At 41.0% G+C, this 25,971-nt stretch carries 16 protein-coding genes; 5 read left to right on the top strand and 11 right to left on the bottom strand.

Going from position 1 to position 25,971, the window contains the following annotated elements; translation table 11 throughout:
- Nucleotides 1-408: 408 nt before the first annotated feature.
- The 6 genes from U3A58_RS06875 to U3A58_RS06900 all read right to left on the bottom strand — a co-directional run bounded on the left by U3A58_RS06875 (nucleotide 409) and on the right by U3A58_RS06900 (nucleotide 11,325).
- A complete protein-coding gene (locus U3A58_RS06875) occupies nucleotides 409-1,407 on the bottom strand; it encodes a glycoside hydrolase family 5 protein (protein ID WP_323822665.1) in 999 nt (332 codons plus the stop codon).
- Between the two features lie 223 nt (nucleotides 1,408-1,630).
- Nucleotides 1,631-5,728: a hybrid sensor histidine kinase/response regulator transcription factor gene (locus U3A58_RS06880; protein WP_323822666.1), complete on the bottom strand. Its 4,098-nt coding sequence runs from the start codon at nucleotides 5,726-5,728 to the stop codon at nucleotides 1,631-1,633.
- A 151-nt stretch (nucleotides 5,729-5,879) separates the two neighbouring features.
- Complete coding sequence (gene xylA, locus U3A58_RS06885; protein WP_323822667.1) at nucleotides 5,880-7,193, bottom strand: xylose isomerase; 1,314 nt, start codon at nucleotides 7,191-7,193, stop codon at nucleotides 5,880-5,882.
- A gap of 41 nt (nucleotides 7,194-7,234) precedes the next feature.
- A complete protein-coding gene (locus U3A58_RS06890; protein WP_323822668.1) occupies nucleotides 7,235-8,737 on the bottom strand; it encodes a xylulokinase in 1,503 nt (500 codons plus the stop codon).
- Between the two features lie 12 nt (nucleotides 8,738-8,749).
- The gene (locus U3A58_RS06895; RefSeq protein ID WP_323822669.1) at nucleotides 8,750-10,393 is read right to left on the bottom strand and encodes a sodium/sugar symporter; all 1,644 of its coding nucleotides are present in this window, start codon (nucleotides 10,391-10,393) and stop codon (nucleotides 8,750-8,752) included.
- Between the two features lie 119 nt (nucleotides 10,394-10,512).
- Entirely contained in the window at nucleotides 10,513-11,325 is an 813-nt protein-coding gene (locus tag U3A58_RS06900; protein WP_323822670.1) for an aminotransferase class IV, read from the bottom strand.
- 167 nt (nucleotides 11,326-11,492) lie between these two features.
- On the opposite strand from U3A58_RS06900, the gene sdaAB reads away from it, so the two are divergent.
- Genes sdaAB through U3A58_RS06915 form a run of 3 tightly spaced genes read left to right on the top strand, consistent with a single transcriptional unit; the run spans nucleotide 11,493 to nucleotide 14,844 of the window.
- A complete protein-coding gene (sdaAB, locus tag U3A58_RS06905) occupies nucleotides 11,493-12,170 on the top strand; it encodes an L-serine ammonia-lyase, iron-sulfur-dependent subunit beta (protein WP_323822671.1) in 678 nt (225 codons plus the stop codon).
- Between the two features lie 7 nt (nucleotides 12,171-12,177).
- Entirely contained in the window at nucleotides 12,178-13,527 is a 1,350-nt protein-coding gene (locus U3A58_RS06910) for a TolC family protein (RefSeq protein ID WP_323822672.1), read from the top strand.
- 3 nt (nucleotides 13,528-13,530) lie between these two features.
- The gene (locus tag U3A58_RS06915; RefSeq protein WP_323822673.1) at nucleotides 13,531-14,844 is read left to right on the top strand and encodes an efflux RND transporter periplasmic adaptor subunit; all 1,314 of its coding nucleotides are present in this window, start codon (nucleotides 13,531-13,533) and stop codon (nucleotides 14,842-14,844) included.
- Nucleotides 14,845-14,944: 100 nt separating this feature from the next.
- Here the strand turns inward: U3A58_RS06915 and U3A58_RS06920 are convergent, their stop codons facing one another.
- The 3 genes from U3A58_RS06920 to U3A58_RS06930 are packed head-to-tail and all read right to left on the bottom strand — an operon-like array spanning nucleotide 14,945 to nucleotide 18,309.
- On the bottom strand, nucleotides 14,945-15,544 hold the full coding sequence (locus tag U3A58_RS06920; RefSeq protein WP_323822674.1) for a Maf family nucleotide pyrophosphatase: 600 nt from the start codon (nucleotides 15,542-15,544) through the stop codon (nucleotides 14,945-14,947).
- Complete coding sequence (locus U3A58_RS06925; protein WP_323822675.1) at nucleotides 15,513-16,811, bottom strand: DUF1015 domain-containing protein; 1,299 nt, start codon at nucleotides 16,809-16,811, stop codon at nucleotides 15,513-15,515. The genes U3A58_RS06920 and U3A58_RS06925 overlap by 32 nt, the downstream gene beginning before the upstream one ends.
- Nucleotide 16,812: 1 nt before the next feature.
- Complete coding sequence (locus U3A58_RS06930; RefSeq protein WP_323822676.1) at nucleotides 16,813-18,309, bottom strand: acetyl-CoA carboxylase biotin carboxylase subunit; 1,497 nt, start codon at nucleotides 18,307-18,309, stop codon at nucleotides 16,813-16,815.
- Nucleotides 18,310-18,488: 179 nt separating this feature from the next.
- On the opposite strand from U3A58_RS06930, the gene U3A58_RS06935 reads away from it, so the two are divergent.
- Together U3A58_RS06935 and U3A58_RS06940 are read left to right on the top strand one after the other, a co-directional pair.
- Nucleotides 18,489-19,739 carry an aminotransferase class I/II-fold pyridoxal phosphate-dependent enzyme gene (locus U3A58_RS06935; RefSeq protein ID WP_323822677.1) on the top strand — a complete coding sequence of 417 codons (1,251 nt, stop codon included), beginning with the start codon at nucleotides 18,489-18,491 and terminating at the stop codon, nucleotides 19,737-19,739.
- Between the two features lie 101 nt (nucleotides 19,740-19,840).
- Nucleotides 19,841-20,017, top strand: a complete 177-nt coding sequence (locus U3A58_RS06940) for a histone H1 (RefSeq protein WP_323822678.1) — start codon at nucleotides 19,841-19,843, stop codon at nucleotides 20,015-20,017.
- Between the two features lie 66 nt (nucleotides 20,018-20,083).
- On the opposite strand, the gene U3A58_RS06945 is transcribed toward U3A58_RS06940, so the two are convergent.
- Nucleotides 20,084-21,925 (bottom strand): M1 family metallopeptidase, encoded by a 1,842-nt coding sequence (locus tag U3A58_RS06945; protein WP_323822679.1) that lies wholly within the window; start codon nucleotides 21,923-21,925, stop codon nucleotides 20,084-20,086.
- A 183-nt stretch (nucleotides 21,926-22,108) separates the two neighbouring features.
- Nucleotides 22,109-25,971 (bottom strand): MopE-related protein (locus U3A58_RS06950; protein WP_323822680.1); only part of this gene is annotated, 3,863 nt, incomplete at its 5' end.

Consider the following 25,971-nt stretch of genomic DNA (forward strand, 5'->3'; position numbering starts at 1 on the left):
GGAATATAGGTTTTGAGTAGGAAAAGGGTTTCCCGAGGTAAAATTTAATCTGCTTGATAGCGCGTTGTATTGCATTCAGTTTTAGGTTTTGTACAAAAATTCATCACTACCACTACCCAGAACTGAGCACTATTCCTTACACTGAACTTGCATTTCCAGCGATGATTGAATTATGAAAAATTCAATCAGAAAAGAATGGGATCAGGTTTTTGGGTTTATAGCTTTGATTCGAATAAATGTAGTTTTAGTAAACTAGCCAGAGGGTATTCAAATGTTTATAATAGGGGTATCAAATGTTAACACCTACAAAATCCATTGAAAATGAGAGTTTTACACTCCCCGTTTCCTCCCGATTCGAGTGATAAATCCAGAAAAAAGACTGGTATCTTTGAATTGTTGCGCGTCGAACTATTCCAGATTCTTTCCCAAAGCCTTTTTGACTACTTCACCCCAAGGCTTAATTTGAGCATCTTTCCAAGCCCCTTCTGAAGATGCCTGAGGTAATAGCATCGAGCAACTCTCATTTTTGTCTGCAATAGACCAGGCCGCCCATGAGATTTTTCTACTCTCCATCCAGCTGAGCCAGGCATTCCATGAAGCTGCATCGATCGGCCCATCTCCAGTAGCTCCCATCCCTGCGCACTCGGTCACGAAAATCGGCAACCCTTCCTGAAAAGCTTTCTCGGCTCTATCTCTCAAATAATCCTTGTGCGTAGCTGCATAGAAATGCAGTACATACATAATATTTTCTTGATTCAGGATTGGGTTCTGCGCCACTATGTGAATATCCTGACTCCAAGTAGGTGAGCCTACAAGGATCAAATTATCGGGATCATATTTTCTGATTGCCGCGATGATATCTTCACTGTATGCTTTTACTTCTTCCCACGTCTCATAATCCGGCTCATTGAAAAGCTCATAAATCACATGTGGATTATCACCATAAGTTTGTGCCATTTCGACAAAAAAAGCCTTTGCTTGCTCCGGATAAAGCTCATGGCTATGCCAATCGATGATTACGTACATATCTTCTGCTATAGCAGCTTCCACCACCGCTTTGATTTTCTCTATGGCAAACGCTGGATTCTCCAAATAGGCACCTACGGGATCTACCCCCATAGCAGCCCGCACCAAATTGGCGTTCCAGTCACTTTTAAGCCACTTGACAGCGGAAGCATTGTAAAATCTTGGCCACCAGTTATGCCAACCAAAACTTACGCCCCTCAGCATCACCGTCTGACCATTACTATCGGTCAACTTGCCATCTGTTACGTTGAGACTTCCAAAGTATTTTACTTCCCCGATAGGATCTTGAATAGTCACTGGAGGTGTTGGAGTAGGATCAGGAGCTGAAGCTTCTGCGCAGGACGACAAAATCAAGCCTACAATAACAAGCAGTTTTTTCATTAGTTGGGTTTGTTAATTGAATTACCAATGTTACACCAACATAATTTTAAGTATGGGTATCAATTGTTTCCGATTAGGGTAATGATCGTTAAAAGATCAATAAAAACCTTCATGAATGAGCCTTCACAAACCGAAATGTTTAATCTGATCTAAAACATCTGCGAAAATTTGCGTCTTTTTCTGTGTAAATCTGAGGGGACTAATCAGAGACTTTCGGAAAATATTACTCAGCAGCAATTTCTTGCTGTCTGGTAGCATACTCAGAAGGCAGGATTGAGAATTCTGCTTTGAAGTGCTTCGCAAAATACTTTGCATTATTATAGCCGACCATGTAGGCGATTTCTGAGATATTGAGTTGGCTTTTAGCCAATAATTGAGAAGCACGCTTCAATCGGATTAGCCGAATAAACTCTATTGGACTTTTACCGGTAATAGACTGTAGCTTTTTATACAAATGAACCCTGCTCATTCCTAATTCCTTACTCAAGAATTCTACAGAAAGCTGCGGATCTTCCATGTACTTCTCTACCAAAGCGACTGCTTTTTGGATCAGCTGATCGTCCAGGGAAGTCACGTTTACTTGCGAAGCATTAATTTGGATTTTATTTCGGTTTTGCTCTTGAATCACATTTCGCTCACGCAAGAGATTCTTTATGCTAAGCTGTAAGATTTCCAGATTGAACGGTTTGGTGAGGTAAAGATTGCAACCGCTATCCAACCCCTGAACCATCGTCTCTTCAGATTTTTTGGCAGTAAGCAATATCACTGGGATGTGTGAAGTTTTGATGTCAGTTTTTATTTTCTGACAAAACTCCTTTCCATCCATCTGCGGCATCATGACATCCGATATTATCAAATCTGGAATATGCTGCTGGGCCAGATCCCATCCCTGCATTCCATTATTCGCAGTAATGACTTGATAGGTGTCAGAAAGACAGTCTTTCAAATAATTTCTAAACTCCGCATGATCTTCGGCTATAAGAATCACTTCTTTAAGATCATTTTTTTCATGCTTAGAGTCTTCCTCTACTTCTTCCCAATTTTCAGGAATAATTAAGACTAGCGGAATGCTAAGCGAAAATACAGATCCCATCCCCGGCTCACTTTCTACCGAGATTTCACCTTTCATTGTTTTAGCAAAATCCTGTACTAAGGATAACCCTATGCCACTTCCCTGATTCAGTTGATGCTTGAGTCCTTCAGTGGTGTAAAATCTATCAAAAATCTTCAGCTGATCTTCTTTGGATATTCCAACTCCTGTATCGGAAACAGACAAAACCAAAAGTCCCCGCTCTTCATTTTCTTGCTGCAATTCCAGCGCGACTGTAATAGCGCCATCTTCCTGAGTGAATTTAAATGCATTGGAAAGTAAATTGAAAATAACTTTCTCCAATTTGTCAGGATCAAAAATCGCCTGCTGACCGTGTGTATTTGTTTCAAAATTCAGATGTATGTGCTTATTCTCAGACAATTCGTGGAAATCGGCTACACAATCTTTGATAAATTGGACCACGTCTCCCTCTGATGGGTGGAAAACCAAGCCTCCCTTTTCTACATTTTTCACATCCAACAACTGGTTAATTAACTTAAGTAAGCGTCTTGCATTTCGCTGGATAATCTTGTACTGACTCAGTAATCCCGTGTTTTCGGTCTCAGAAATCAGATGCTCAGTAGGAGTCAAGATCAATGAAAGTGGCGTCCTGAATTCATGGCTGAGGTTAGTGAAAAACTTAGTCTTCAATCGATCTAAGTCCTGAATACGTTTGGCTTCGCGCATTGCTTGCTCCCGGTCAAACTTCTCCCGTTGTCTGGTCAAAAGCTGATTTCTAAAATAAAATATAATGGCAAAAATCACCATCACATACAAAAAATAAGCAAATGGAGTCTTCCAGAAAGGTGCTAGGATTTTAATATCCAAATTGTATTCGTATGGACTCCAGCCATCCAAAACAGTCCCTGGCTGTACCACCAGTGTATAATTCCCCGGATCGAGGTTAGTGAAGGTCACTTTCGCTAGGTCATCATTCAAGTATATCCAGTCATCATTGAAGCCAAGTAATTTGTATCGGTACTTGTTCTTTTCAGGATAAAGAAAATTCAGGGCACTAAAACTGATCGAAAAAATATTCTCGTCATGCTTTAATACAAGTTGATCCATTTTGTCCAGAGAATTCGACAGCAGCACTCGATTGCCTAGCTTCTCTCCCACTGTTACCTCTTCATTGAACAGCTGAAAATCAGTAAAAGCTACTTTTGGGTTGTTTCTTTCAAAGGCAAAATTTTCAGATTTAAAAATGTTGTAGCCATTTGGTCCACCAAATATAAACTCTCCCTTACTAGTCTTTAAGGCTGCATTTTTATTGAATAAGGCTGCCTGAAGTCCATCCTTCTGATCGAAATTCTGAAAGGCAATAGAGAAAGGTGTCACACTCCTATTTATCTCAGCATAAGTCAACCCCATTTGAGAGCTTATCCATAAGTTCTTGTCGTCGTCTTCCAGCAGATCTACTAAGTAGTCAGTAGGTAAGCCATTATCTTTCCCATAATGCACAAATGTGGTGTCAGAGGCATTTAAGTAATACAAACCACTTAAGGTTGTAAACCAAAGAATTCCATCTGCATCTACAAACAGATCGCTGATGTTAGAATCTATCAGACCATTCCCCTGTGTTTCCGAATAAAATGCATTTGTCTCAGTTTCGAAGTTCAGCATATTCAGACCACTACCGCCAGATACCCATATATTCCCTTCCTTATCTTCTGCAAACCCTGTGATGTACTGGTTGTTGGTAAAAAACGGTGCGCTTCCGGCTGGGTAATTATGAAATTCTTTTCGATCCTTATCCAACATAGATATCCCAGAGCGCAGCGTCCCGATCCAGATTTTACCGGTACTGTCTTCAAAAAGCTTCCAAATACTCGGCCCAGGGATACCTGATGAATCTTCAGGCAGGTATTGATAATTTTTAAACTGCTTGCCATCAAAGCTGCCCAAACCATTCAAATAGGTGCCTATCCACAGAATCCCTTCGTGATCGATCATCAAATCTACAATCACATCACCTGTAAGACTATTCTTGTCGTCAGGAGTATGTTTGTACACGGTGTAGGAATTAGTCTTTCTATTATAGTAATAGAGGCCACCACCATTGGTGCCAATATAGAGGTTACCTAGTTTATCTTCCGCAAAGGAATTCACGTCATTGAATGGGAGGGAATTTTTATCTGCGAAGTTTTTGCGTACATGAGAAAACCGCAACAGACCTTTGTGATAATAGGCTACTCCTTTTTTGTGCGTACCCACCCAAATAATGTCTTCATTGTCTTTATACAATGAATAAATCACATTGTGAGGCATCGCATTTTCCTGAGCATTTTCACCAGCTAGGTAACTGACTGTTTGGGTGGTTTTATCTAGGACATTGATTCCGCCATGGTCGGTACCTAGCCATATATGTCCCTTTTTTGCTTCCACTATGGCTTTCACCATATTATTATTTAGTCGATATGTACCTTTATCTTCTTGATTGGCTTCTATTTTATGGGTAAATCCATCCACCCTAAAAACGCCCAAGTCCCGCTCAGGATCAAAGATCCAGGCATCTCCATCGGAGTCAATCATAAGCTCATAGTTGGCAATGGAAGGTATTTCAACTTTTGGAAGTCTTAACGTTTGGGTGACAATCAGACGATTGGGATCAAGTAAATCTATAACTCCAGAACTGTGAACCACCCACATCAAACCATCAGGAGCTTCAGCTATAGCTGCTATTTGATTCGAGAAAAGGCTACCTTTTTCATCAGTCTTTTGTACATAGCTGGTTTCCCCAGTATCCACGTCATAAATACTGATTCCCTTAGCAGGATGTGTAAACCAAAATCTGTTTTGGCGATCCTGCATCAGCATCCCTACTGAATCAGAAGCTAGATGATAAACTGAGGAATAAACTTTAACGCCCCGAGAAAACTGTTCGTTAACCGGATTATATATATCAAATATCCCATTCACATTTTTGACCCACAGCTTATCTTCCGGGCCTACGAAAATCTTGAGAATGTTATTATGTGATATGGAGGTGGAATCTTTGGTGTTCAAAAAAATCTTGGTGCGCGTGCCATCATACCGATACAAACCATAAGCAGTGCCATACCACATCATGCCATCTGCATCTCTGACTATACTTAGAATATTGGAATTGGATAAACCCAGACTTTCGTCAAGGTTCCGGAATACCAGCTTTTCTGATTCGCCTTGACCTATAGCTATGCCTGCCCAAAGCATCATCAAACAAGCTAACCCACTTACCACATATCCTTTCATACGCCTGTAACTATGGAGGCCAAATTATAAGAATTAAAGGAAACATCTTATTTCCATCCCAATATTTTACAAAATGTGGCAATCAATTTCACTAAAAAAGTCCGATTGATTAATCTCAACCGGACTTTTTTGATTTTTTTATAAAAGATGCTTAGATAAATCTATTCAATAGATTCTCGAAGTATTCCTGCTTCCCGCTTGTCTGAATAGGTTCTCCTACTTCAGCCGCATAGTTTCTCAAATCCTCAAGGGTAAGACTTCCCTCTTCGAAAGATTTACCTTTCCCAGAATCGAAACTCGCATAGCGATTCTTTCTTCTTTCTAAGTAATCAGATTTGTCTAAAATATCCTGAGCGATCAGCATACCTCTTGCAAAGGCATCCATACTTCCGATGTGTGCATAGAACAAGTCATCCATGTCAGTAGAATTTCTTCTGATCTTAGCATCAAAGTTCACTCCGCCACCTTGAATACCTGAAGAGGTCAACAACACAAGCATTGCTTCGGTCATTTCCTGCAAGTTCATGGCAAACTGATCGGTATCCCAACCGTTTTGGTAGTCACCTCTGTTGGCATCTATACTTCCAAGCATTCCTGCATCAGCACATACCTGCAGTTCATGCTGGAAAGTATGCCCCGCCAACGTAGCGTGGTTTACCTCAATGTTCAATTTGAAATCCTTGTCAAGACCGTGCTGTCTCAGGAACCCTATCACCGTAGCAGCATCATAATCATATTGATGTTTAGTAGGCTCCATTGGCTTAGGTTCGATGAAGAATGTTCCTTTGAAGCCATTCTTTCTAGCATAGTCACGTGACATGCTCAAGAACTGAGCAAGGTGCTCTGTCTCACGCTTCATATCCGTGTTGAGCAAAGACATATAGCCTTCACGACCACCCCAGAACACATAATTCTCCCCATTCAAAGCAATTGTTGCATCTATTGCATTTTTCACCTGAGTTCCTGCCCAAGATACCACATTGAAGTCTGGATTGGTGGAAGCACCATTCATGTAGCGGGGATTGCTAAAAACGTTGGCGGTTCCCCACAAAAGTTTCACACCTGTTTCTGCCTGTTTTTGCTTAGCATATTCAGTGATGATTTGCATCCTTTTTTCATACTCTCCTAAGCTTGATCCTTCATCGATCAAGTCTATATCATGGAAGCAATAATATGGTGCTCCAATTTTAGTGATGAATTCAAAAGCAGCATCCATTTTATCTTTGGCACGCTGAATAGGATCAGCAGCAGCATCCCATGGATGAATGATGGTACCTGGGCCAAACGGATCTCCACCGGTTCCACAGAAGGAATGCCAATAGGCAATAGCAAATTTGAAATGCTCCTTCATGGTTTTACCGGCGATTATACGATTTTCATCATAAAATCTAAAAGCTAGTGGATTATCACTTTCCTTACCTTCGAAAGGAATTTTATCGATAGAAGAGAAATAAGTTTTTGACATTTTTCCTGTGGTTTATAGGTATTTATAGGTTTGAAATTCAATTATAAGTTCATTTTTTGGATTTCCTCCAAGTGATTTTTCCAATTAGAATATACTTCTTCATACGGCTCAAAGAAATGCTCATTAGGCTCTATTGTTTCGAGAAGTTCCAATCCTGCAAAAGCTTCTGATTCGCTGGCAAATACACCGGCACCAATGCCAGCTCCTCGAGCCGCACCTTGTGCACCATCTGTATCATACAATTCCAAGACGACTTTATTCATATGAACAAAAGTCTTACGGAATACCGGACTAAGAAACATATTGGCTTTGCCGGCTTTGACCGTTTTAAGATCCAATCCCATTTCCTGCATGATTCGGAATCCAAAGGTAAGCGCTGAGACTATTCCCTCTTGCGCAGCACGAACCATATGTCTCTTGTCATGCTTAAGTAGATTCAAACCTAATAAATGAGCACCAACGTACTTATTTTGCATGATACGCTCAGCTCCGTTTCCAAAAGGAATAAAAGTTAGCCCTTCAGATCCAATAGGAGCAGAACTGCCCAGGTTATTCATTTCATCGTATTCGATATGAGCAGCCCCCATTATTTTTTTCAGCCAGCTGTTCAAAATACCAGTTCCATTCACACAAAGCAAAACACCATACGATGGTTTTTCTTCAGAGTGATTTACATGTACAAAGGTATTAACTCTTGACAAAGGATCATGGAGAGGTTTATCTGCAACTCCGTAAACTGTGCCTGAGGTGCCTGCTGTAGTCGCCAATTCCCCAGGCTTTAATACCTGAAGCGAAAAAGCATTATTTGGCTGATCGCCGGCACGATAAGATATAGGAACACCTTCTTCTAATCCGGTAACTTCCGATGCCAACGCTGAAACTCTTCCTTGAATAGAATAAGAAGAAACCACCTCAGGAATCCAAGATTTGGAGATCTGATAGTTATCAAGAACCTTATCACTCAAGCCATTTTTCTGAAAATCCCAAAATATTCCTTCGGACAGACCCGTTTCGGATGTGAAGATCTCGCCGCTCAATTTCATCGCAATAAAATCGCCAGGTAGCATCATTTTATGGATTTTAGAAGCTAAAGCTGGCTCATTTTCTATCACCCAGCGAAGCTTGGATGCTGTGAAGTTACCGGGGGAATTCAACAAGTTCTTCAGGCAATATTCCTCTCCAAGTTCTTTAAAAGCCTTTTCACCTATACCTACAGCGCGGCTATCACACCATATAATAGAAGGTCTGAGGACATTTTGATCCTTATCAACTAGTACAAGACCATGCATTTGATAGGCGATTCCAATTCCTTTCAATTCGCCTTTTTTCACTGTAGTCTTATTTAGAACATAGCGGATAGAATGCTGCACATACTTCCACCAGATCTCAGGCTCTTGCTCCGCCCAGCCTTTTTCAGGCGATTCTATGATCATTTCCTCCTCCGGAAATGACTTGGATAATATAGCTTTACCCGTATCTGCGTCTAATAATGAAGTTTTGACAGAGGAGCTCCCTATATCAATTCCTAATAATAATCTTCTCATTTAAAATATGTTTTACCAAAATACGATGTACAATGCGGCAGTAATACCTGCAATCAGAACAGCTCCCAGTTTAAATATTGTACTAGTACTGAATAGATCCTTATTTATCTCTATACTATTTGGATGATCTTTTCCTCTACCTTCTACCAAGCTAATAATGATCATCAAAGCAGCCAGAATCAGGAATACAACCCCCATTCTATCAATGAATGGTAATGCCGGAAAAACGATCTTCAACACCACCGAAAGTGGAATACTCAATGCAGCACCAGTTAATGCAGCATTGGAAGTTGTTTTCTTCCAGAATACACCAAAGAAGAAAATAGCAAATACACCCGGGCTAATGAACCCGGTATATTCCTGAATAAACTGGAATGCCTGATCCAATGCCCCTAAAGCTGGAGCCACGATGGAAGCTACTCCAAAAGCTACTAGTGCCGTGATACGACCAACTTTTACCTGCTTGACTTCAGAAGCATCTTTTTCAATGTACTTTTTGTAAATATCCATGGTGAAAATGGTAGAAGTACTGTTTGCCATAGATGCCAAGGAAGACACGATAGCTGCAGTCAAAGCAGCAAAGGCAAGACCTTTCAAGCCAACCGGCAATAACTGAAGTAAGGTAGGATAAGCTCTATCAGATTTTATTAGACCAGTTACCGGATCTTTCATTGATTCGATAAAACCCACGTCTATTCCGTTTTCCACAATGACAAAAGCTGCAATTCCTGGGATCACTACGATCAAAGGCATAAGCAATTTCAAAAAACCTGCGAAAATCATCCCTTTCTGTGCTTCATCCAGGCTCTTAGCAGCCAGTGCTCTTTGTGTGATGTACTGGTTGAATCCCCAGTAGCTTAGATTAGTAATCCACATACCTCCAACTAAAACGGAGATGCCAGGAAGATCAAGATAGGCATCACGAGTCCCTCCAGTTCCATCGGGAATCATCATTTCGCCTTGTGATAATATCATAGAGAATTTTTCAGGAACTTCCCTTCTCAATAATCCTAAGCCTTCCCATGCGTCACCACCACCGACCATTTGCAAAGCGATGTAGGTAGTAGCGAGTCCACCGGCTATTAGAAAGACCACTTGAATCACATCAGTCCAAGCAACAGCTTTCAGACCTCCATAGATAGAATAAATCATAGCGAAAAGTGCCAATCCAAAAATACCGTACGCCATCGGGACATTTAGAATGGTATTTAAGCTTAGTGCTCCCAGGTACAATACGGAAGTTAGATTGACAAAAACATACAGTAAAAGCCAGAAGATTGCCATGGTGGTTCTTACTCGTGTATCATAGCGATCCAGTAAGAAACCCGGCATAGTGTATATGCCTTTTTTGAAATAAACCGGTAAGAAGAATATTGCAACTACCAGCAGGGTAACTGCAGCCATCCATTCGTAGGTAGAGATAGCTAATCCTAAGGCGAAACCTGACCCGGACATGCCGATGAATTGCTCGGCTGAAATATTAGAAGCAATTAAAGATGCCCCTACTGCCCACCATGGCAATGCTTTGGAAGCAAGAAAATAATCGGATGAATTTTTTACGTGTCCCTTCTTCTCACGGGACACAAAAAAACCCATCCCGATGATGAGCAAGCAATAGCCTATAAAGACGGCTAAATCTAAAGGTTCTAAGAGCATAAAATGTTAGGTTAGGTTTTGGGCAGTTAGTTTGGGTAAACGACTAATCTTTTTTGAATAGGACGTTAAAGATAATATTTTCAAGATAATGTCAGTAATAATAAAAGGCATTTAAAAAATTAATCAAATACTAGTTGTAAAAATCGTAAAGGAACTGTGGAAAACTTCTTCCCGCGAAAACTTTCTAAGTAACTGATACCGGTACAGTTACTCACAAATACCTGCTCTGCAAGTTCCAATTCGGAAATTAGAAATTCCCCCTCTGTATATGGTATTTTTATTCGATCCAAATGCTCTAGAATAACTTGACGGCTTATTCCATTAATGCAACTGCAGCTTAATGCTGAAGTGTAAACAATACCATCTCTTACCCAAAAAATATTTGATGCGCCTGCTTCAGAAATATACCCCCTGTGATCAAGCATGATTATTTCATCTAATCCCCTGTCCTTTCTTTCTTGATTTGCCAACACATAAGGCAAGGCATTAAGAGACTTAAATGCGGACCATAGCGTAGGAAATATTTGAATTTTCAAAGAAACATCAACCACCTGCTTGACAGCAGGTGCTGACCTATATTCTGAAATTTGAAGCAGTTGGAAAACTTCACTACTATCAGGTGTGTACTTACCTAATCCAGCTCTACAGACATTCCATCGGACTCGCTTTCTTTGAGAGGAATAGTTAGCGGTTAAAAATCCTAAAAGTTGAGAGGAGTCGATAGCATCAGTATCCAAACCCAGTACCTGCATTCCTCCCAATAGGCGCTGAATATGCTTCTCGAAAAACCTGATTTCAGTTTGGTCCCAAACCATGGTCTCAAACAATCCATCTCCAAAATTACTAGCCCGATTAGGTGCTTTCATGGTGTCATTACAGAACCAAGTTTCACTTGAGGATGATTTTTGAAATATTGTTTCGATTTCGATCATAAAATTGTTCATTTTCGGTCAGACGAAAGCTTTGTCTACTAAAGTATATGTTAAACAATGTCAACATAAGTCCATTTAAATCCCATTTTATACAATAAAAATGAATTTTTGCATGAAATCGTATCAACGATTTTACCTTAGCACCAAAATTGGAACATTAGACCCAGATGGCAAATAAAAGTAGCATTTTTGATATGATAGGCCCTATCATGATAGGGCCATCATCTTCACATACAGCTGGAGTCGTGAGAATCGCCAGAGCTGCTATCCGTGTATTGGGAGGTATTCCTGACGATGCTTCTATTACTTTTTATAATTCTTTTGCGAGAACTTACGAAGGACATGGAAGTGATCGAGCTATAATCGGCGGCCTGATGGACTTCAAAACTGACGATGCCAACATCAAAAATTCACTTGAACTAGCTCAAGAAAAAGAGCTTATTTATCGATTTAAGTCCATTGCAAATTCTTCTATTCATCACCCAAATACGATCAAACTTATACTCAAAAAAGGTGAAAGAATAGTAGAAGTAGTGGGAGAAAGCCTGGGAGGTGGAGTGATAAATATCTCAGAAGTTGACGGGTTTGTTGCAAATTTCTCGGCAGCTGATCACACACTCATTATTAAAGCAAAGGACACATCTGGTGCTATCGCTTTTATTTCAGCAATAATCGCACAAGAACAAGCCAATATCGCCACCATGTCTGTCTCCAGAAAAGGTAAAAATAACCTAGCATGTCACGTGATCGAAATGGACTCTGGGATCAAAGAAATTACCTTAACCTACCTTAAATCATTACCATGGATTACAGAATTAATTTATATACCAGACATTGACCTTTAACTACATTATGAGAAAATTCCTACTAGGCTTTGCCTTAGCGACTGGGATTGGTTTTTCAACTTTTGCTCAAGAAACAGTTATTCCATCTGGTCCTCTGGATTTGGAAACAGCAGTTGCTATTGCTTTGGAAAACAATCTTACCTTGAAAAGAAGTGAACTAAACCAACTTTCGAATGAAGCCACACTGATGCAGAATCAGGGACAACGCCTCCCAAACCTGACTACCGGCGCTAGTTCGGGGTATAGATGGGGTCGTTCTATCAACCCGGTGTCCAACTTATTCGAAACAGCACGTATTGGTAATATTAACGTGTCTGCGTCATCTAACCTCACGCTTTTTGCCGGCAATCAAATCAACAATTCCATCAAGCAATCCAAAATTGACCTGGAGGCTGGGATGTACACTATAGAATCCACCAAAAACAACATCACACTGAACATTATTAATTTGTTTATCAACGTGGTCTTTAATCGTGAGCAGGTGACTGTGGCAGAAAATCAACTGGCAACTACCACGGATCAATTAAGCAGAACCACCAAATTAGTGGATGCAGGTTCATTGCCATTGTCTGATCAGCTGGATGTACAAGCTCAAAATGCAACTAATGAGGTCAATTTGATCAATGCAAAAAACAATTATAATATTGCCAAGCTTAATCTTGCGCAGGCATTGCAGATACCTTATTCACCGGAATTTTCGGTAATAGAGCCTGAATTCGAAATAAATGAATTACTTATGGCGACTGAAACTCCAAAAGATATCTACGCTGTAGCAGTAGAAACAATGCCGGAAATCAAAGTCGCCCAAGCAAATATTGAGAGTGCTGAGTATGGTGTGAAATTGGCTCAAGCGGGATACTTACCGACACTAGGAATAGGAGCCAATATTTTCTCCAATTATGTAGATCAATCCTACGGAACAGAAAAACCAACCTTTGGTCAGCAGATCGAAAACAACCTCTCTGAAGCTGTCAACCTTCAGCTGAGTATTCCCTTATTTTCTAGACTAAATAATAAAGCAAGCGTACAACGGGCCAGAGTCCAAAAGCAACTCAGCGAGGTAGCAGCATTAGAAGCAGAAAATCAGTTGAGAAATGATATAGAAACTGCCTATAATAGTGCGCTAGCAGCCCAATTGACTTACGAATCATCCTTAGTTCAAGTAAAAAGTCTTCAAGAAACTTTCAGAATTGCGCAGCAAAGATTTGATCTTGGGGCTATCAACTCAGTTGATTTTCAAGTTGCTCAAAATAACCTTTTCAACGCGCAAGCAAATCTGCTAAACGCTAAGTACACTTATATTTTCAGAGTAAAAGTTCTTGATTTTTACCTGGGCAATCCCATTAATCTTAATTAAACCATGGCCAATAAGAAATCTAATAAATTGTTGTATTACCTTCTTGGAGGTATCGTAGTCCTAATCATTTTTGCAATAATCGCCCGAAACGCCGGATGGGTCGGCGGCGAAAAAGAAACTCAGGTAGAAGTCTCCAAAGTGAAAAAAGTAGCAATCATAGAGCGGGTAAGTGCATCAGGTGAGATTCAACCTGAGGTGGAAGTAAATCTAAGTCCTGATGTGGCAGGTGAAATCATCGCCCTGCACGTACAAGAAGGAGATTCTGTGGCAGCGGGTATGCTGCTGGTGAAAATCCGACCTGATAACTTCATCTCAGCATTGGACAGGACCAAAGCAAATTTCAATCAGCAGGAAGCTAACCTCTCTCAATCTAGAGCTGCACTGCAGAGATCGGAAGCTCAATTCACTCAAGCAGAGCAAAATTTCAACAGACAGAGAAGCCTTTATGAGCAAAAAGCTATTTCTGAAGCAGATTTTGAGCAAGCTCAAGCTACTTTTATTACAGCACAAAAAGACTTGGAGGCTGCACAACAAAGTGTTCGCGCTTCGGAGTTTGTAGTAAAAAGCGCTCAAGCTTCTGTAGATGAAGCCTCTGAAAACTTGAGATTGACCAATGTTTATTCGCCCGTAAACGGAATCGTATCCAACCTACTGGTAGAGCAAGGCGAACGTGTAGTAGGAACTCAACAAATGGCTGGTACTGAAATGTTGACCATCGCAGACCTTTCTAAAATGGAAGTCCGGGTAGATGTGAACGAAAATGACATTGTAAGATTAAGCTTGGGAGATACCACTATTATAGATGTAGATTCTTATGCTTATACCGGTAAGACATTTAAAGGTGTGGTCACAAGCATTGCTAACACCGCTAATGCAAAAGCATCAGCAGATGCAGTGACGGAATTCAAAGTGAAAATCAAAATTTTGAATGATTCCTACCAAGACTTGGTGGACGAGGGCAAGAAATACCCATTTCGCCCGGGAATGACTGCCTCTGTTGAAATCATTACGAATTCTAAGAATAGCGCATTGTCAGTTCCTTTAGGTGCTGTGACTACAAGAGAACATAAGCAAGACACCTTGGTAGGTGGAAACACACGCGCCAAAGAATTAGTATTCGTAAATGACGCTGGCGTAGCCAAATTAAAAGAAATTAAAACGGGTATCTCAGACTTTCAGAATATTGAAGTTTTAGAAGGCCTTACTGAAGGTGAAGAGATTATTTCAGGCCCTTACTTCATCGTAAGCAAAAACCTGAAAGAAGGTGATAAAATAGCACCAGTGGAAGGAAAGATCATGGCTATTAAAAAGGATTAACCATCAGGAGCGTACGATTTTTCGCTCCTCCCAACGATAAAGCCCTGTGAATTGAAATTCACAGGGCTTTATTAATCAAAGGCGATTATTTGCCTCTATTTTACCATTTTTTCAATTGGGCATATACCAAATGAAGCGGGAAACCCATCACATTATAATAGGAACCCTCGATTTTTTCTACTCCCACAAACCCAATCCATTCCTGAATACCATAAGCCCCGGCTTTATCCATTGGGTGGTAATGATGGATGTAATGCCAGATTTCTTCTTCCTCCAGAAACCTAAAGGTCACACGCGTCTCATCCTCTAGAGTAATTTGTCTGGATCTATCTCTTAGCGTCACTGCCGTCATCACCGTATGAGTAGCACCGGAAAGACTCTTGAGCATGTCAAATGCCTCCTGTTCTGTAGCTGGCTTCCCGAGCACATGCCCGTTTTCTATCACCACAGTATCTGATGTAATGAGGATTTCATTCAGCCCTAATTCCCCGGCAAAAGCCTCAGACTTCAATTTAGACAGGTAAGCGGCTAAATATTCCGCTTGAATATCCTTAGGGATAGTTTCATCCACGAAATTGCCCCTTACTTCAAAATCTACTTCTAACCCCTTTAATAATTCCTGTCGCCTCGGGGAATTAGAGGCAAGTATAATTTTCTTATCAGTAAGGTTACTCAAAAAAGGCTCCATAATCGAAATCAAATTCATCTTGTTTAATACTAGCGAAAAGCAATCCGCCTAATGCTTTTGGATAGAAATAGGTGGACTTTTGTGGCATTACCTCTCCACTTCTACATACTTCTAACACTTGTTCTAATTCTAATTCACGGGTGATGATTGCAAAACTTGCTTTTCCGGATCGAACTTCATGAATGCACCTTGAAAAATTCCTTTCATATGCAATCTGATCTGAGCTTCTCTGATCGACAACCGGAATGGCTAATATTCTTGCAAATAATAGCTCATGAAGTACTGTCAGGTCAAGCAGTCTAATACTCTCTGGCAAATCTAGGTTGATACCACCTAGCTTACCAGCTTTCAACTGCAAAGTATAACTCTCCTCACCCATTACCAATCCAAAGGTATGAGGTTTATGAAAAGCATACGCCCCCAATTCCTCAGGATCAGCAAATTTTTTCACTTCAAACCATTCTTTGATCTTGCCAAGCAATACCTCTGCTGATAATTCTAACCCATAAAATAAGCGATGAGTAGGAAGGATCTTCAAATGGTTTCCGCTGGTATTTGTCAGGTACATTAGGTGATAATCATATCCTTTCCATTGCTTCTCTGGTAACTTTCCCAGCATCGATTTCCGATATTCAATTGCCCCTTCCAGCCGGTGATGACCGTCAGCCAGTATGACTTGCTTTTCTTTTAAAACTTTTAAAAAATGACTGATGATTTTTGGGTCTTGAATTACCGCCATTACTTCACGTACTCCCTGATAATCTTCCAATTCGTACATGGGATTTGCAATTGCCTCATCCATGTACCGTTCTAGCTGCTCATCGCTATCTTCATACAAACCATGCGTAGGACTTGCCTGAATTTGAGTCGTTTTCAGAAGATCAATTCTGTCATTTACCGCAGAGACAATTGTGTTTTCATGCCTCAAAATAACTTCCTCGCTCCAATCATACGCTTTTATCTGGGCAATAAATCCTTTTCTACAGCGCAGGTCATGCTCTCCAGATAAGTGAAAATATTGGTAATACACATAAAACCCAGGCCGTAGATCCTGCTGAATAATGCCTTCAGATTTCCATTTATTTAAGATTTCCAAAGCATTTTGGGAGGGATCTTCTCCTTGAGGAACGGCGAGATGAATGCTATTTAAGGGATTTTCATAAAGGACTTGTCGCTGCCTGGTAGAGACCACATCGAAAAGTGGTGCAGTCAACTCCTCAATTTTGGGAGTCAAAGACTTTGCATATCGCCAAGCTCTTAAAGGTAATATTTCTGCCATCTTACTGAAGTCTATTTCTCCAAGCGGATTCTTTTTGGGTAGTTGATTCAGACTTTAGACTTGCTGAAGGCTTGTTTCTTGTATAAAACTCAACAGCCAAAGCAGAGATCAATTCCAGTTCAGAATCAGAAAATTCCTGATCAAGGACTGAAGGATCGAAATAGTTTTCAACGAATTTGGTATCAAAATCACCACTTACAAAAGCCTCATGACTGATTGCATATTTGCAAAAATCAAGTGTCGTCTGAATCCCTACAATTTTATAATCCTCAATTGCGCGCACCATCTTAGTAATAGCAGCGCCACGATTTTCTGCATGGGTGATTAATTTTGCAATCATCGGATCATAAAAGATCGGAATCTCCATCCCCTCTTCAAATCCATCGTCCACCCGAATCCCTGGGCCTTGAGGACGTCGATACGTTTCCAGTTTACCGATGTCCGGTAGAAAATTATTTCTTGGATCTTCTGCATAGACCCGCACTTCAAGCGAATGCCCAGTTATTTTCAGTTCATCCTGCGTAAAAGAAAGTGGGTTTCCTTCGGCAATCAAGATTTGCTCACGAACAAGATCCTTTCCGGTAATCATTTCCGTCACCGGATGCTCCACCTGAAGTCGGGTATTCATTTCGAGGAAAAAGAAATTCAATTGTGTATCAACAATAAACTCTACTGTGCCTGCCCCATAGTAACCACAAGCTTTCGCTACGCCCACTGCTGCTTCACCCATAGCTTTTCTCATCGCAGGGGAAACAACCGCCGAGGGAGCCTCTTCTATGACTTTCTGATGCCTCCTTTGGATGGAGCACTCGCGCTCAAACAAATAAACAATATTTCCCAACTGATCTCCCAACACCTGAATTTCTATATGCCTTGGGGAACTGATGTACTTTTCTATAAAAACCGCACTATCGCCAAATGAAGATTGAGCCTCACTCACTGCCCGCTGCATTTGCTCTTCAAATTCCCCTTCATTTTCAACAATTCGCATGCCCTTGCCACCACCACCGGCGCTAGCTTTGATCAAAATAGGATAGCCAATTTCAGAAGCTCTAGCTTTGGCAATGGGAATGTCAGAAATAGCTTCTTCTGTTCCTGGAACTAAGGGAATATCGTAATTGGCCACTGCTTGCTTGGCAGCAAGCTTACTTCCCATTACCTGGATTGCTTTCGGAGATGGTCCAATAAATATTAAATTAGCCTCCTTTACTTTTTTGGCGAATTCAGCATTTTCTGAGAGAAAGCCATAGCCGGGATGGATGGCATCTACGCCCAGATCCTTACTTACAGCGATTATTTTATCTCCCAATAAATAAGATTGTGCAGAGGGTGCAGGCCCCACACAAACGGCTTCATCGGCAAAAAGTACATGTGGAGAAAGTCTATCTGCCTCACTGTAAACTGCTACCGTCGCAATACCCATTTCACGCGCAGTTCGCAAGATTCGCAAGCTGATTTCACCTCTGTTTGCTACTAGTATTTTTCTGATTTTTGCCATTATCACTGATATTAAAAGCTAAAATTTTGGGTTTAGGCTAAATAAGGAAAATAATCTGAGTTTTGTTAAGAATCATTTGTTTCAGCATCGATTTTTGCTTAGCAGGCATTAAAGTTTTATTTTTGTCGGATTTTAATGAACAGATCATTAAATCCTTTATCACTTAAATTCGATACGCTTTGGATCTATTTGCAAAATTAAAAATGAACATGGGCCCTTTGGGCAAACACTCTGAGTTTGCAGAAGGCTATTTCTCCTTCCCCAAACTTGAAGGTGAAATTGCCCCGAGAATGATATTTCAGGGGAAAAATGTTCTTACCTGGAGTTTGAATAATTACCTAGGCCTCGCAAATCATCCTGAAGTACGTAAAGCTGATGCAGATGCAGCTGCTCAATATGGTGCCGCTTATCCTATGGGCGCGCGTATGATGTCAGGACAAACCAGCCTTCACGAGCAACTTGAGGACGAATTGGCAGCCTTTGTCAAGAAAGAGAAAGCTTATTTATTGAATTACGGATACCAAGGTATCATGTCTGTGATAGACTCCCTTCTGGATAGAAAAGATGTGGTAGTCTATGATTCAGAATGTCATGCCTGTATCATCGATGCACTTAGAATGCACTTGGGCAAGCGCTACGTCTTCCCACATAATGACATTGAGAACTGTGAAAAGCAACTAGAAAGAGCAACCAAACTAGCCAATGAAACCGGCGGTGGGATTCTTGTCATCACTGAAGGTGTCTTTGGAATGACGGGTGATCAGGGCAAGCTGAAAGAAATTGTTGCCCTTAAGAAAAAGTTTGACTTCAGATTTTTAATTGACGACGCACATGGTTTCGGTACTATGGGTAAAACTGGCGCAGGTACAGATGAAGAACAAGGTGTACAGGATCAGGTAGATCTTTACTTTTCGACTTTCGCCAAGTCAATGGCAAGCATCGGTGCATTCATTGCTGGTGATCCTGAGGTAATCCAATTTCTGAGATACAATATGAGGTCTCAGATCTTCGCAAAGTCTCTTCCAATGCTTTTGGTGGCTGGTGCGTTAAAGCGTCTTGAGCTATTAAAAACTCAGCCTGAACTAAAAGACAATCTTTGGAGAATAGTTGGGGCACTTAGAAAAGGACTTCATGACAACGGCTTTAGCACCGGAAAATCAAACTCTCCCGTGACTCCAGTTGTACTTAACGGGACAGTGGGTGAAGCTGCTGCATTGACGCAAGATCTGAGAGAAAACTACGGTATCTTCTGTTCAGTAGTCATTTACCCGGTAGTACCTAAAGGAATGATTATCTTAAGATTAATCCCTACTGCTGTGCATACACTGGAAGATGTAGATCAAACGATTACAGCTTTTGCTGCTATAAAAGAGAAATTGACTAGCGGGGTTTATAAAAATTCAGAGTTTGCAATTTCGTTTGGTGAGTAAAAAAATTTCAAATAAAATGCCCTCTGGATTGATTTAGCAAGTATTTGGGCTATATTGATTTGCAAAAAAATTATCATCAACAATAAAAAAACACTTTTACTATGAGCAAATTTAGTGAAGTAAGCGAACTGGTTAATTCTCTTAAAGACGATTTTGACAAGTTCTACGAAAAAAGTAATCAGGCAGCTGGTACACGAGTAAGAAAGGGAATGCAAGACTTGAAAAACATGGCTCAGGACATTCGCAAGGAAGTACAAGACATGAAGAACTCAGGATGATCCCAACAACAAAAAAAGGTGACGAATTAGTCACCTTTTTTTATGGAGTTGTGTTCAATGTGAACCTTAATACTCCACTTTATTATTTTCTTGATCAATATCTGCTAGTCTTTTGCTAGGGTCGATCTCAATCGATTTAATAGAATCTGATCTTTTAGGGATTCGAATTGTTTTAGTCAGATTGGTCCATGGCCAGTCGTCGGAAAGCACCCGAGTAGCCGCTCCTTTTTCAGGAGCTTTTTCTCCTCTCATGATTTCCAGCGGTAAATAAACCATCTCAGACGTTCCATCTTTATACGTGATGACCAAGTCTATAGGCATTGGCATCAGCCCAATTCGCTCAAGAGTAATATCTGTTTCTTCTCCTTGAGCTATCACTGACTTGATCCCATAGTCAATCGTTTTGGTGGTAAATACAAAGTATTCCTTGTACCAATCCAACTCCAAACCACTCTCTTTTTCCATGATACGGATAAAATCATTCACATTGGGATGCTTAAAACCCCAAGTATTCCAATAGCTCAGAATTCCTTTGTCTCTAGTTTCATTCCCAATGACATAGCCCATTTGAGCAAGAAAGACAGCTCCTTTGGAATAAGTGGCAGAACTATAAGCTGAATTGGCATGGTAATGATCTGAGTGTGTACTCATAGGCTCTTCCTTACCTGAGCTCACCAATCTGTAATACCCTGCATATGATCCTCTTAAAGGATTCTCAGTCGGTCTGTAAATAGCTGACATGATAAGGGCTGATGCATAGCTAGTAAATCCTTCGTCCATCCAGGGATATAGTGCCTCATTGGTAGCTAATACTCCCTGAAACCAGCTATGAGCCAACTCATGAGCCATGACTCCGACAAGCCCATTAAGATTTCGTTCGCCAGTCACCAGAGTTGCCATGGGGTATTCCATTCCGCGGTCTCCACCTTGAATCACTGAATATTGTTTATATGGATATTGGCCAAAATGCTCAGACATAAACTCAATCGCTTTTGGCGTGTATTCCATTAGCTTGACCCAGTTTCTGGTAGTTTGATTGGAAGGGATATACAAGTGATGCACAGTCACTCCATTGTTCATGAGCAATTTATCGTGACGATACTTAGGATCAGCAGCCCACATAAAATCATGAACCATCGGTGCTTTGAAATGCCAAGTAAGCTTATCGCCCTTGGCCTGAGTCACTTGAGCTCCTTCATCTTCATAGCCATGACCGATTTCATTTGGGTTTTGCAAGTACCCTGTACCACCTAGTACATAGGTTTTGTCGATCGTGATCTTCACATCGAAATCCCCCCAAATACCATAAAATTCACGGCCAACATAAGGATTAGCATGCCATCCTTGCTCGTCGTATTCAGACATTTTAGGATACCATTGTGACATAGAATATCTCACTCCTTCACTACTATCTCTACCTGATCTTAGGATCTGCTTAGGTACTTGACCAATATATGCCATTTGGAATTTGGCATCGGAATTTGGGAAAATTGGCTCGTCAAGCTCCACTTCCAAAATAGTACCTACCTCATTGTATTCTACAGCTTTACCATTCATGGTCAGGCTAGTCACTCTTAAATAACCAATCTCATCTGGCTTTAACTTCCTGATACGATCTCCTACTCTACGATCTGGATCAGTGATACTTCTGGATCTCTCATCCATCATACTGCCTGGCTGAAATGCATTGTAGTACAGGTGATAAAACACCCGATGTAAAGTATCTGGAGAATTGTTGGTGTACATCAACACCTGAGTACCTTTATATTGATTGGTTTTGACGTCCAAATCAACGTCCATCTGGTAATTAGCAGCTTGCTGAAATCTTCCTGTCTGGGCAAAGACACTGCTAGTAGCTACCATTAAAAGAAAAAGCCCAACGAAAGGCTTTGCCAAGTTGAAATGCATAGTCCTAAAATTTTTACAAAGAAACCTAAATAGAAAAGCGATCCCAAACCACCGGTAAAAAATTGGGAGCACCGCCTTTTAAAAAATCTAGAATAGGATACCAGCAAGACTTTCCTCGTTCTCATTTAAAAAAAACCGCTTGGATAGTTTCCAAACGGTTTTTGACTGTTAAGCCACTCTTAATTAATTGTTTTTAATGAATCGTTTCGTAATTGTCTGGAAATTGATCTGAACTTGAATTTGATATAAACCATTGCTCAATTCTCTTAAATCTATGTTTCGGATAAATCCTCGCTCATGATAGTCACTTTCCTCAATAATCAGTTTACCCGCTGAATCAAACACTTTAATACTAACTTCATTAGCCTGATTCAAGTCAACCTTGATATTGGTCTCCTTGTATGCCGGGTTTGGATAAACCGTCACCTGATTTTCACCAAACTCTCTGGTAATTCGGATCTCCTTGGAAATACTTTGGTCCACCCGATCAATACTGCTGACAGTGATGCTGTATTCGTGTCGGAGTTCATTTGAACCTATCCATACTACCTGATTTCCCTCCAATGCAAACTCAGCTGATGGTTCCAATAAATATTCATGAATGTTATCCGCAGGATCTTCCGTTTCCAAAATTCCAATTACCTGACCTGCCAATTGATTTTTACCAATCACCTGATTACTCAGCGTGATATCAAGTGACATTGGTTTATCCATCACCAAGACGAACATACTGAAGTCAGCTAACGGAATGGTTCTGTTTTCATTAATCTGATCTACCTTTCCTTTGATTTCATAGATTCCCGGCACCAAAGGATCGTAATCCTTCTCATTCCAAACTACTTTGATCTCAACCGTTTCACCTTCCAGATCGTAAAGCACTGTGTAATCCTTCAACTCCTCAAATGGAGTGTTCCAGGCCACTTTTATTAATCCCGAAGGATCAATGAATTTGTTTTTACCTTTTTGAGGTTGATGAATCACAATATTTCCACCAGAGATTGAGGCACTTGCATCAGCATTGTCTGCACTTCCTAGTTGGTTATCATATACAACCGCTTCAGATACTGTCTCCCAGATCTTAATCCTAAACTTGTCGGCTTCCACAGGATCTTTCAAATTGCCATCAATAGCAGAAACCATGAAGGAATAACCTTCCTCTTGGTTAATGCTCCCTTTGCCTCTATAGATCCCTTTATGGCCGGCGATTACTAAGGCCATATCATCATGAGAAGTGCTGTTGAAATTGAGGTCTCCATTTTTAAATTGGAATTCAGTATTACCATCAACTTTATTATTTCCCTTTCTGTATTTGGCCACAAAGCCAAAATTAGCTCTTCCTTCAGCATTAGGGTCTACCGTATATGCTCCTTTTTCTGACCAAATCCAGCCTCCTCCAGTGATAAAGCCACCATCAGGATCAAAGATTACAGCCAAATCTGTAAACTCGACTTGCTCATTACCACAGGCATCTTTCACTACCAATTGAATCTGATAAACCCCAGGGGTTGTGTAAGCGAATTGAGTTGCGAAATCACTAAATGGTGCGCTAAGAACTGTTTCCGCACCATTATCCCAAACCCACTTGGCTTCAACAACTTCTCCGGAAACAACAGCAGATACCAGCACCGGATTATTGATTTGAATTGGTTCTAATGGACTACTAACGCTTAAAATATCAAGGGCTTCCACGCATGGATCTTCAACACATGATCCGATTATTCCTGGGTTTTTATTCGGATCCGAATCATCACAATCTGTGTTGTCCGGGACATAACCTTCAAGAGCAACACAGGCGAAGACTGGATCCGCATTTTTATCACCAAATCCATCCCCGTCCGCATCGATATAGAATGCGGTTTGAACCCCTTCATCTATAATACCATCACAGTCATTGTCAATGCCATCACAGATTTCAGGCGCACCTGGATAAACGGTGTCATTGGAATCATTACAATCTGTGTTGTCCGTGACATAACCTGTTGGAGCTTCACAGGACTCAATCGAATTAGAAGCGTCACCAAAACCGTCTCCATCTTGATCTAAATAGAAAGTGGTCAGTCCAACAGCATCCGGATCTTCATCATCTATCAGTCCATCGCAGTCATTGTCAATGCCATCGCAGATTTCAGGAGCACCTGGATAAACGGTGTCATTGGAATCATTACAATCTGTGTTGTCCGTGACATAACCTGTTGGAGCTTCACAGGCGAAGACTGGATCCGCATTTTTATCACCAAATCCATCCCCGTCCGCATCGATATAGAATGCAGTTTGAACCCCTTCATCTATAATACCATCACAGTCATTGTCAATGCCATCACAGATTTCAGGCGCACCTGGATAAACGGTGTCATTGGAATCATTACAATCTGTGTTGTCCGTGACATAACCTGTTGGAGCTTCACAGGACTCAATCGAATTAGAAGCGTCACCAAAACCGTCTCCATCTTGATCTAAATAGAAAGTGGTCAGCCCAACAGCATCCGGATCCTCATCATCTACTAGGCCATCACAGTCATTGTCAATGCCGTCACAGATTTCAGGAGCACCTGGATATACTGTATTGTTGGAATCATTGCAATCACCTTGATTTGGAGTAAATCCATCGCCATCAGAATCTACGTCACCTGGATCAGCAGCGTTGACAATAATGGTAACAATAGCTTGTTCAGATCTCTGGTTACTGTACATATCTTCCACCGTAAGTATTACTGAATTTTCACCTTCGTCAGCTGCAGTAAACAACGTCTTGCTTAATTCAAAAGAAAGAATTCCACAGTTGTCGGATGACCCATTATCAATATCGGAAGGAACCAAATTAACCTCTTCACCCAAATCAATAGTGAATGATTTATTACTGGTAAATACAGTTGGTGCTTGAGTATCATTTACTGTGACATTGAATTTACATGTCACTTGGTTGCCCGCTGCATCTTTTGCAGTGTAGGTCACCTCGGTTGTTCCTACAGGGAATACTGATCCTGGTTCAAAGTTACTTGTCAGAGTCACCGATTCGCTGTTGTCCGTGGCCGTAGGTTCTGTCCAAGTCACCACTGCATTACAATTATCAAGATCATTGGATACTATAATATCCGATGGACAATCATTGATTACTGGATTTTCATTGTCATCACTTTCTGTGATGGTTATGGTAAAGCTGCAATCAACTGTATTTCCAGAAGGATCGGTAGCTCTGTAAGTCACCGTTGTAGAACCTACTGGGAAGATCTCTCCACTTGCCAGACCACTGATCAGTTCAACCGAAGCAACACTACAATTGTCTGTAGCTGTTGGTAAGTTATAGGTAATTACCTTTCCAGTTTCACCAAATCCTACCGTGCTACTGATATTGGCAGGACAGGTAATCACCGGAGCTTCAGTATCAGTTACTGTCACAGTCTGTTCTACCGGAACCGCATCGTTGTTATGGATATCGGTCACCGTCCAGGTGATGGTGGTTTCACCAACAGGATATGGATCGGTCAACAATAAACCGTCACTTCTGACACCGACCGGATCACTAACCGAGCAGTTGTCGGTAGCACTTGCATTGACTGTTACGGTTGCAGAGCAGAGTCCTGCTTCTGCGTCCACAGTTTGATCGCCGTTGGAGGTAATCACCGGAGCTTCAGTATCAGTTACTGTCACAGTCTGTTCTACCGGAACCGCATCGTTGTTATGGATATCGGTCACAGTCCAGGTGATGGTGGTTTCACCAACTGGATATGGATCGGTCAACAATAAACCGTCACCTCTCACGCCGACCGGATCTCCTACCGAACAGTTGTCAGTAGCACTTGCACTAACTATCACAGTTGCAGAGCAGAGTCCTGCTTCTGCATCCACAGTTTGATCTCCGTTGGTGTTGATTACTGGAGCTTCAGTATCAGTTACTGTCACAGTCTGTTCTACCGGAACCGCATCGTTGTTATGGATATCGGTCACCGTCCAGGTGATTGTGGTTTCACCAACTGGATATGGATCGGTCAACAATAAACCGTCACCTCTCACGCCGACCGGATCTCCTACCGAACAGTTGTCGGTAG

This window comes from Algoriphagus persicinus (assembly GCF_035156415.1).
GTDB classification, from domain to species: Bacteria; Bacteroidota; Bacteroidia; order Cytophagales; family Cyclobacteriaceae; genus Algoriphagus; species Algoriphagus persicinus.

Coding starts and splice junctions, on each gene's coding strand:
- U3A58_RS06890 (WP_323822668.1), bottom strand. CDS start 8,737: ATGAGAAGATTATTATTAGGAATTGATATAGGGAGCTCCTCTGTCAAA.
- U3A58_RS06940 (WP_323822678.1), top strand. CDS start 19,841: ATGAGCAAATTTAGTGAAGTAAGCGAACTGGTTAATTCTCTTAAAGAC.
- U3A58_RS06915 (WP_323822673.1), top strand. CDS start 13,531: ATGGCCAATAAGAAATCTAATAAATTGTTGTATTACCTTCTTGGAGGT.
- U3A58_RS06925 (WP_323822675.1), bottom strand. CDS start 16,811: ATGGCAGAAATATTACCTTTAAGAGCTTGGCGATATGCAAAGTCTTTG.
- U3A58_RS06910 (WP_323822672.1), top strand. CDS start 12,178: ATGAGAAAATTCCTACTAGGCTTTGCCTTAGCGACTGGGATTGGTTTT.
- U3A58_RS06930 (WP_323822676.1), bottom strand. CDS start 18,309: ATGGCAAAAATCAGAAAAATACTAGTAGCAAACAGAGGTGAAATCAGC.
- sdaAB (WP_323822671.1), top strand. CDS start 11,493: ATGGCAAATAAAAGTAGCATTTTTGATATGATAGGCCCTATCATGATA.
- U3A58_RS06875 (WP_323822665.1), bottom strand. CDS start 1,407: ATGAAAAAACTGCTTGTTATTGTAGGCTTGATTTTGTCGTCCTGCGCA.
- xylA (WP_323822667.1), bottom strand. CDS start 7,193: ATGTCAAAAACTTATTTCTCTTCTATCGATAAAATTCCTTTCGAAGGT.
- U3A58_RS06895 (WP_323822669.1), bottom strand. CDS start 10,393: ATGCTCTTAGAACCTTTAGATTTAGCCGTCTTTATAGGCTATTGCTTG.
- U3A58_RS06880 (WP_323822666.1), bottom strand. CDS start 5,728: ATGAAAGGATATGTGGTAAGTGGGTTAGCTTGTTTGATGATGCTTTGG.
- U3A58_RS06900 (WP_323822670.1), bottom strand. CDS start 11,325: ATGATCGAAATCGAAACAATATTTCAAAAATCATCCTCAAGTGAAACT.
- U3A58_RS06945 (WP_323822679.1), bottom strand. CDS start 21,925: ATGCATTTCAACTTGGCAAAGCCTTTCGTTGGGCTTTTTCTTTTAATG.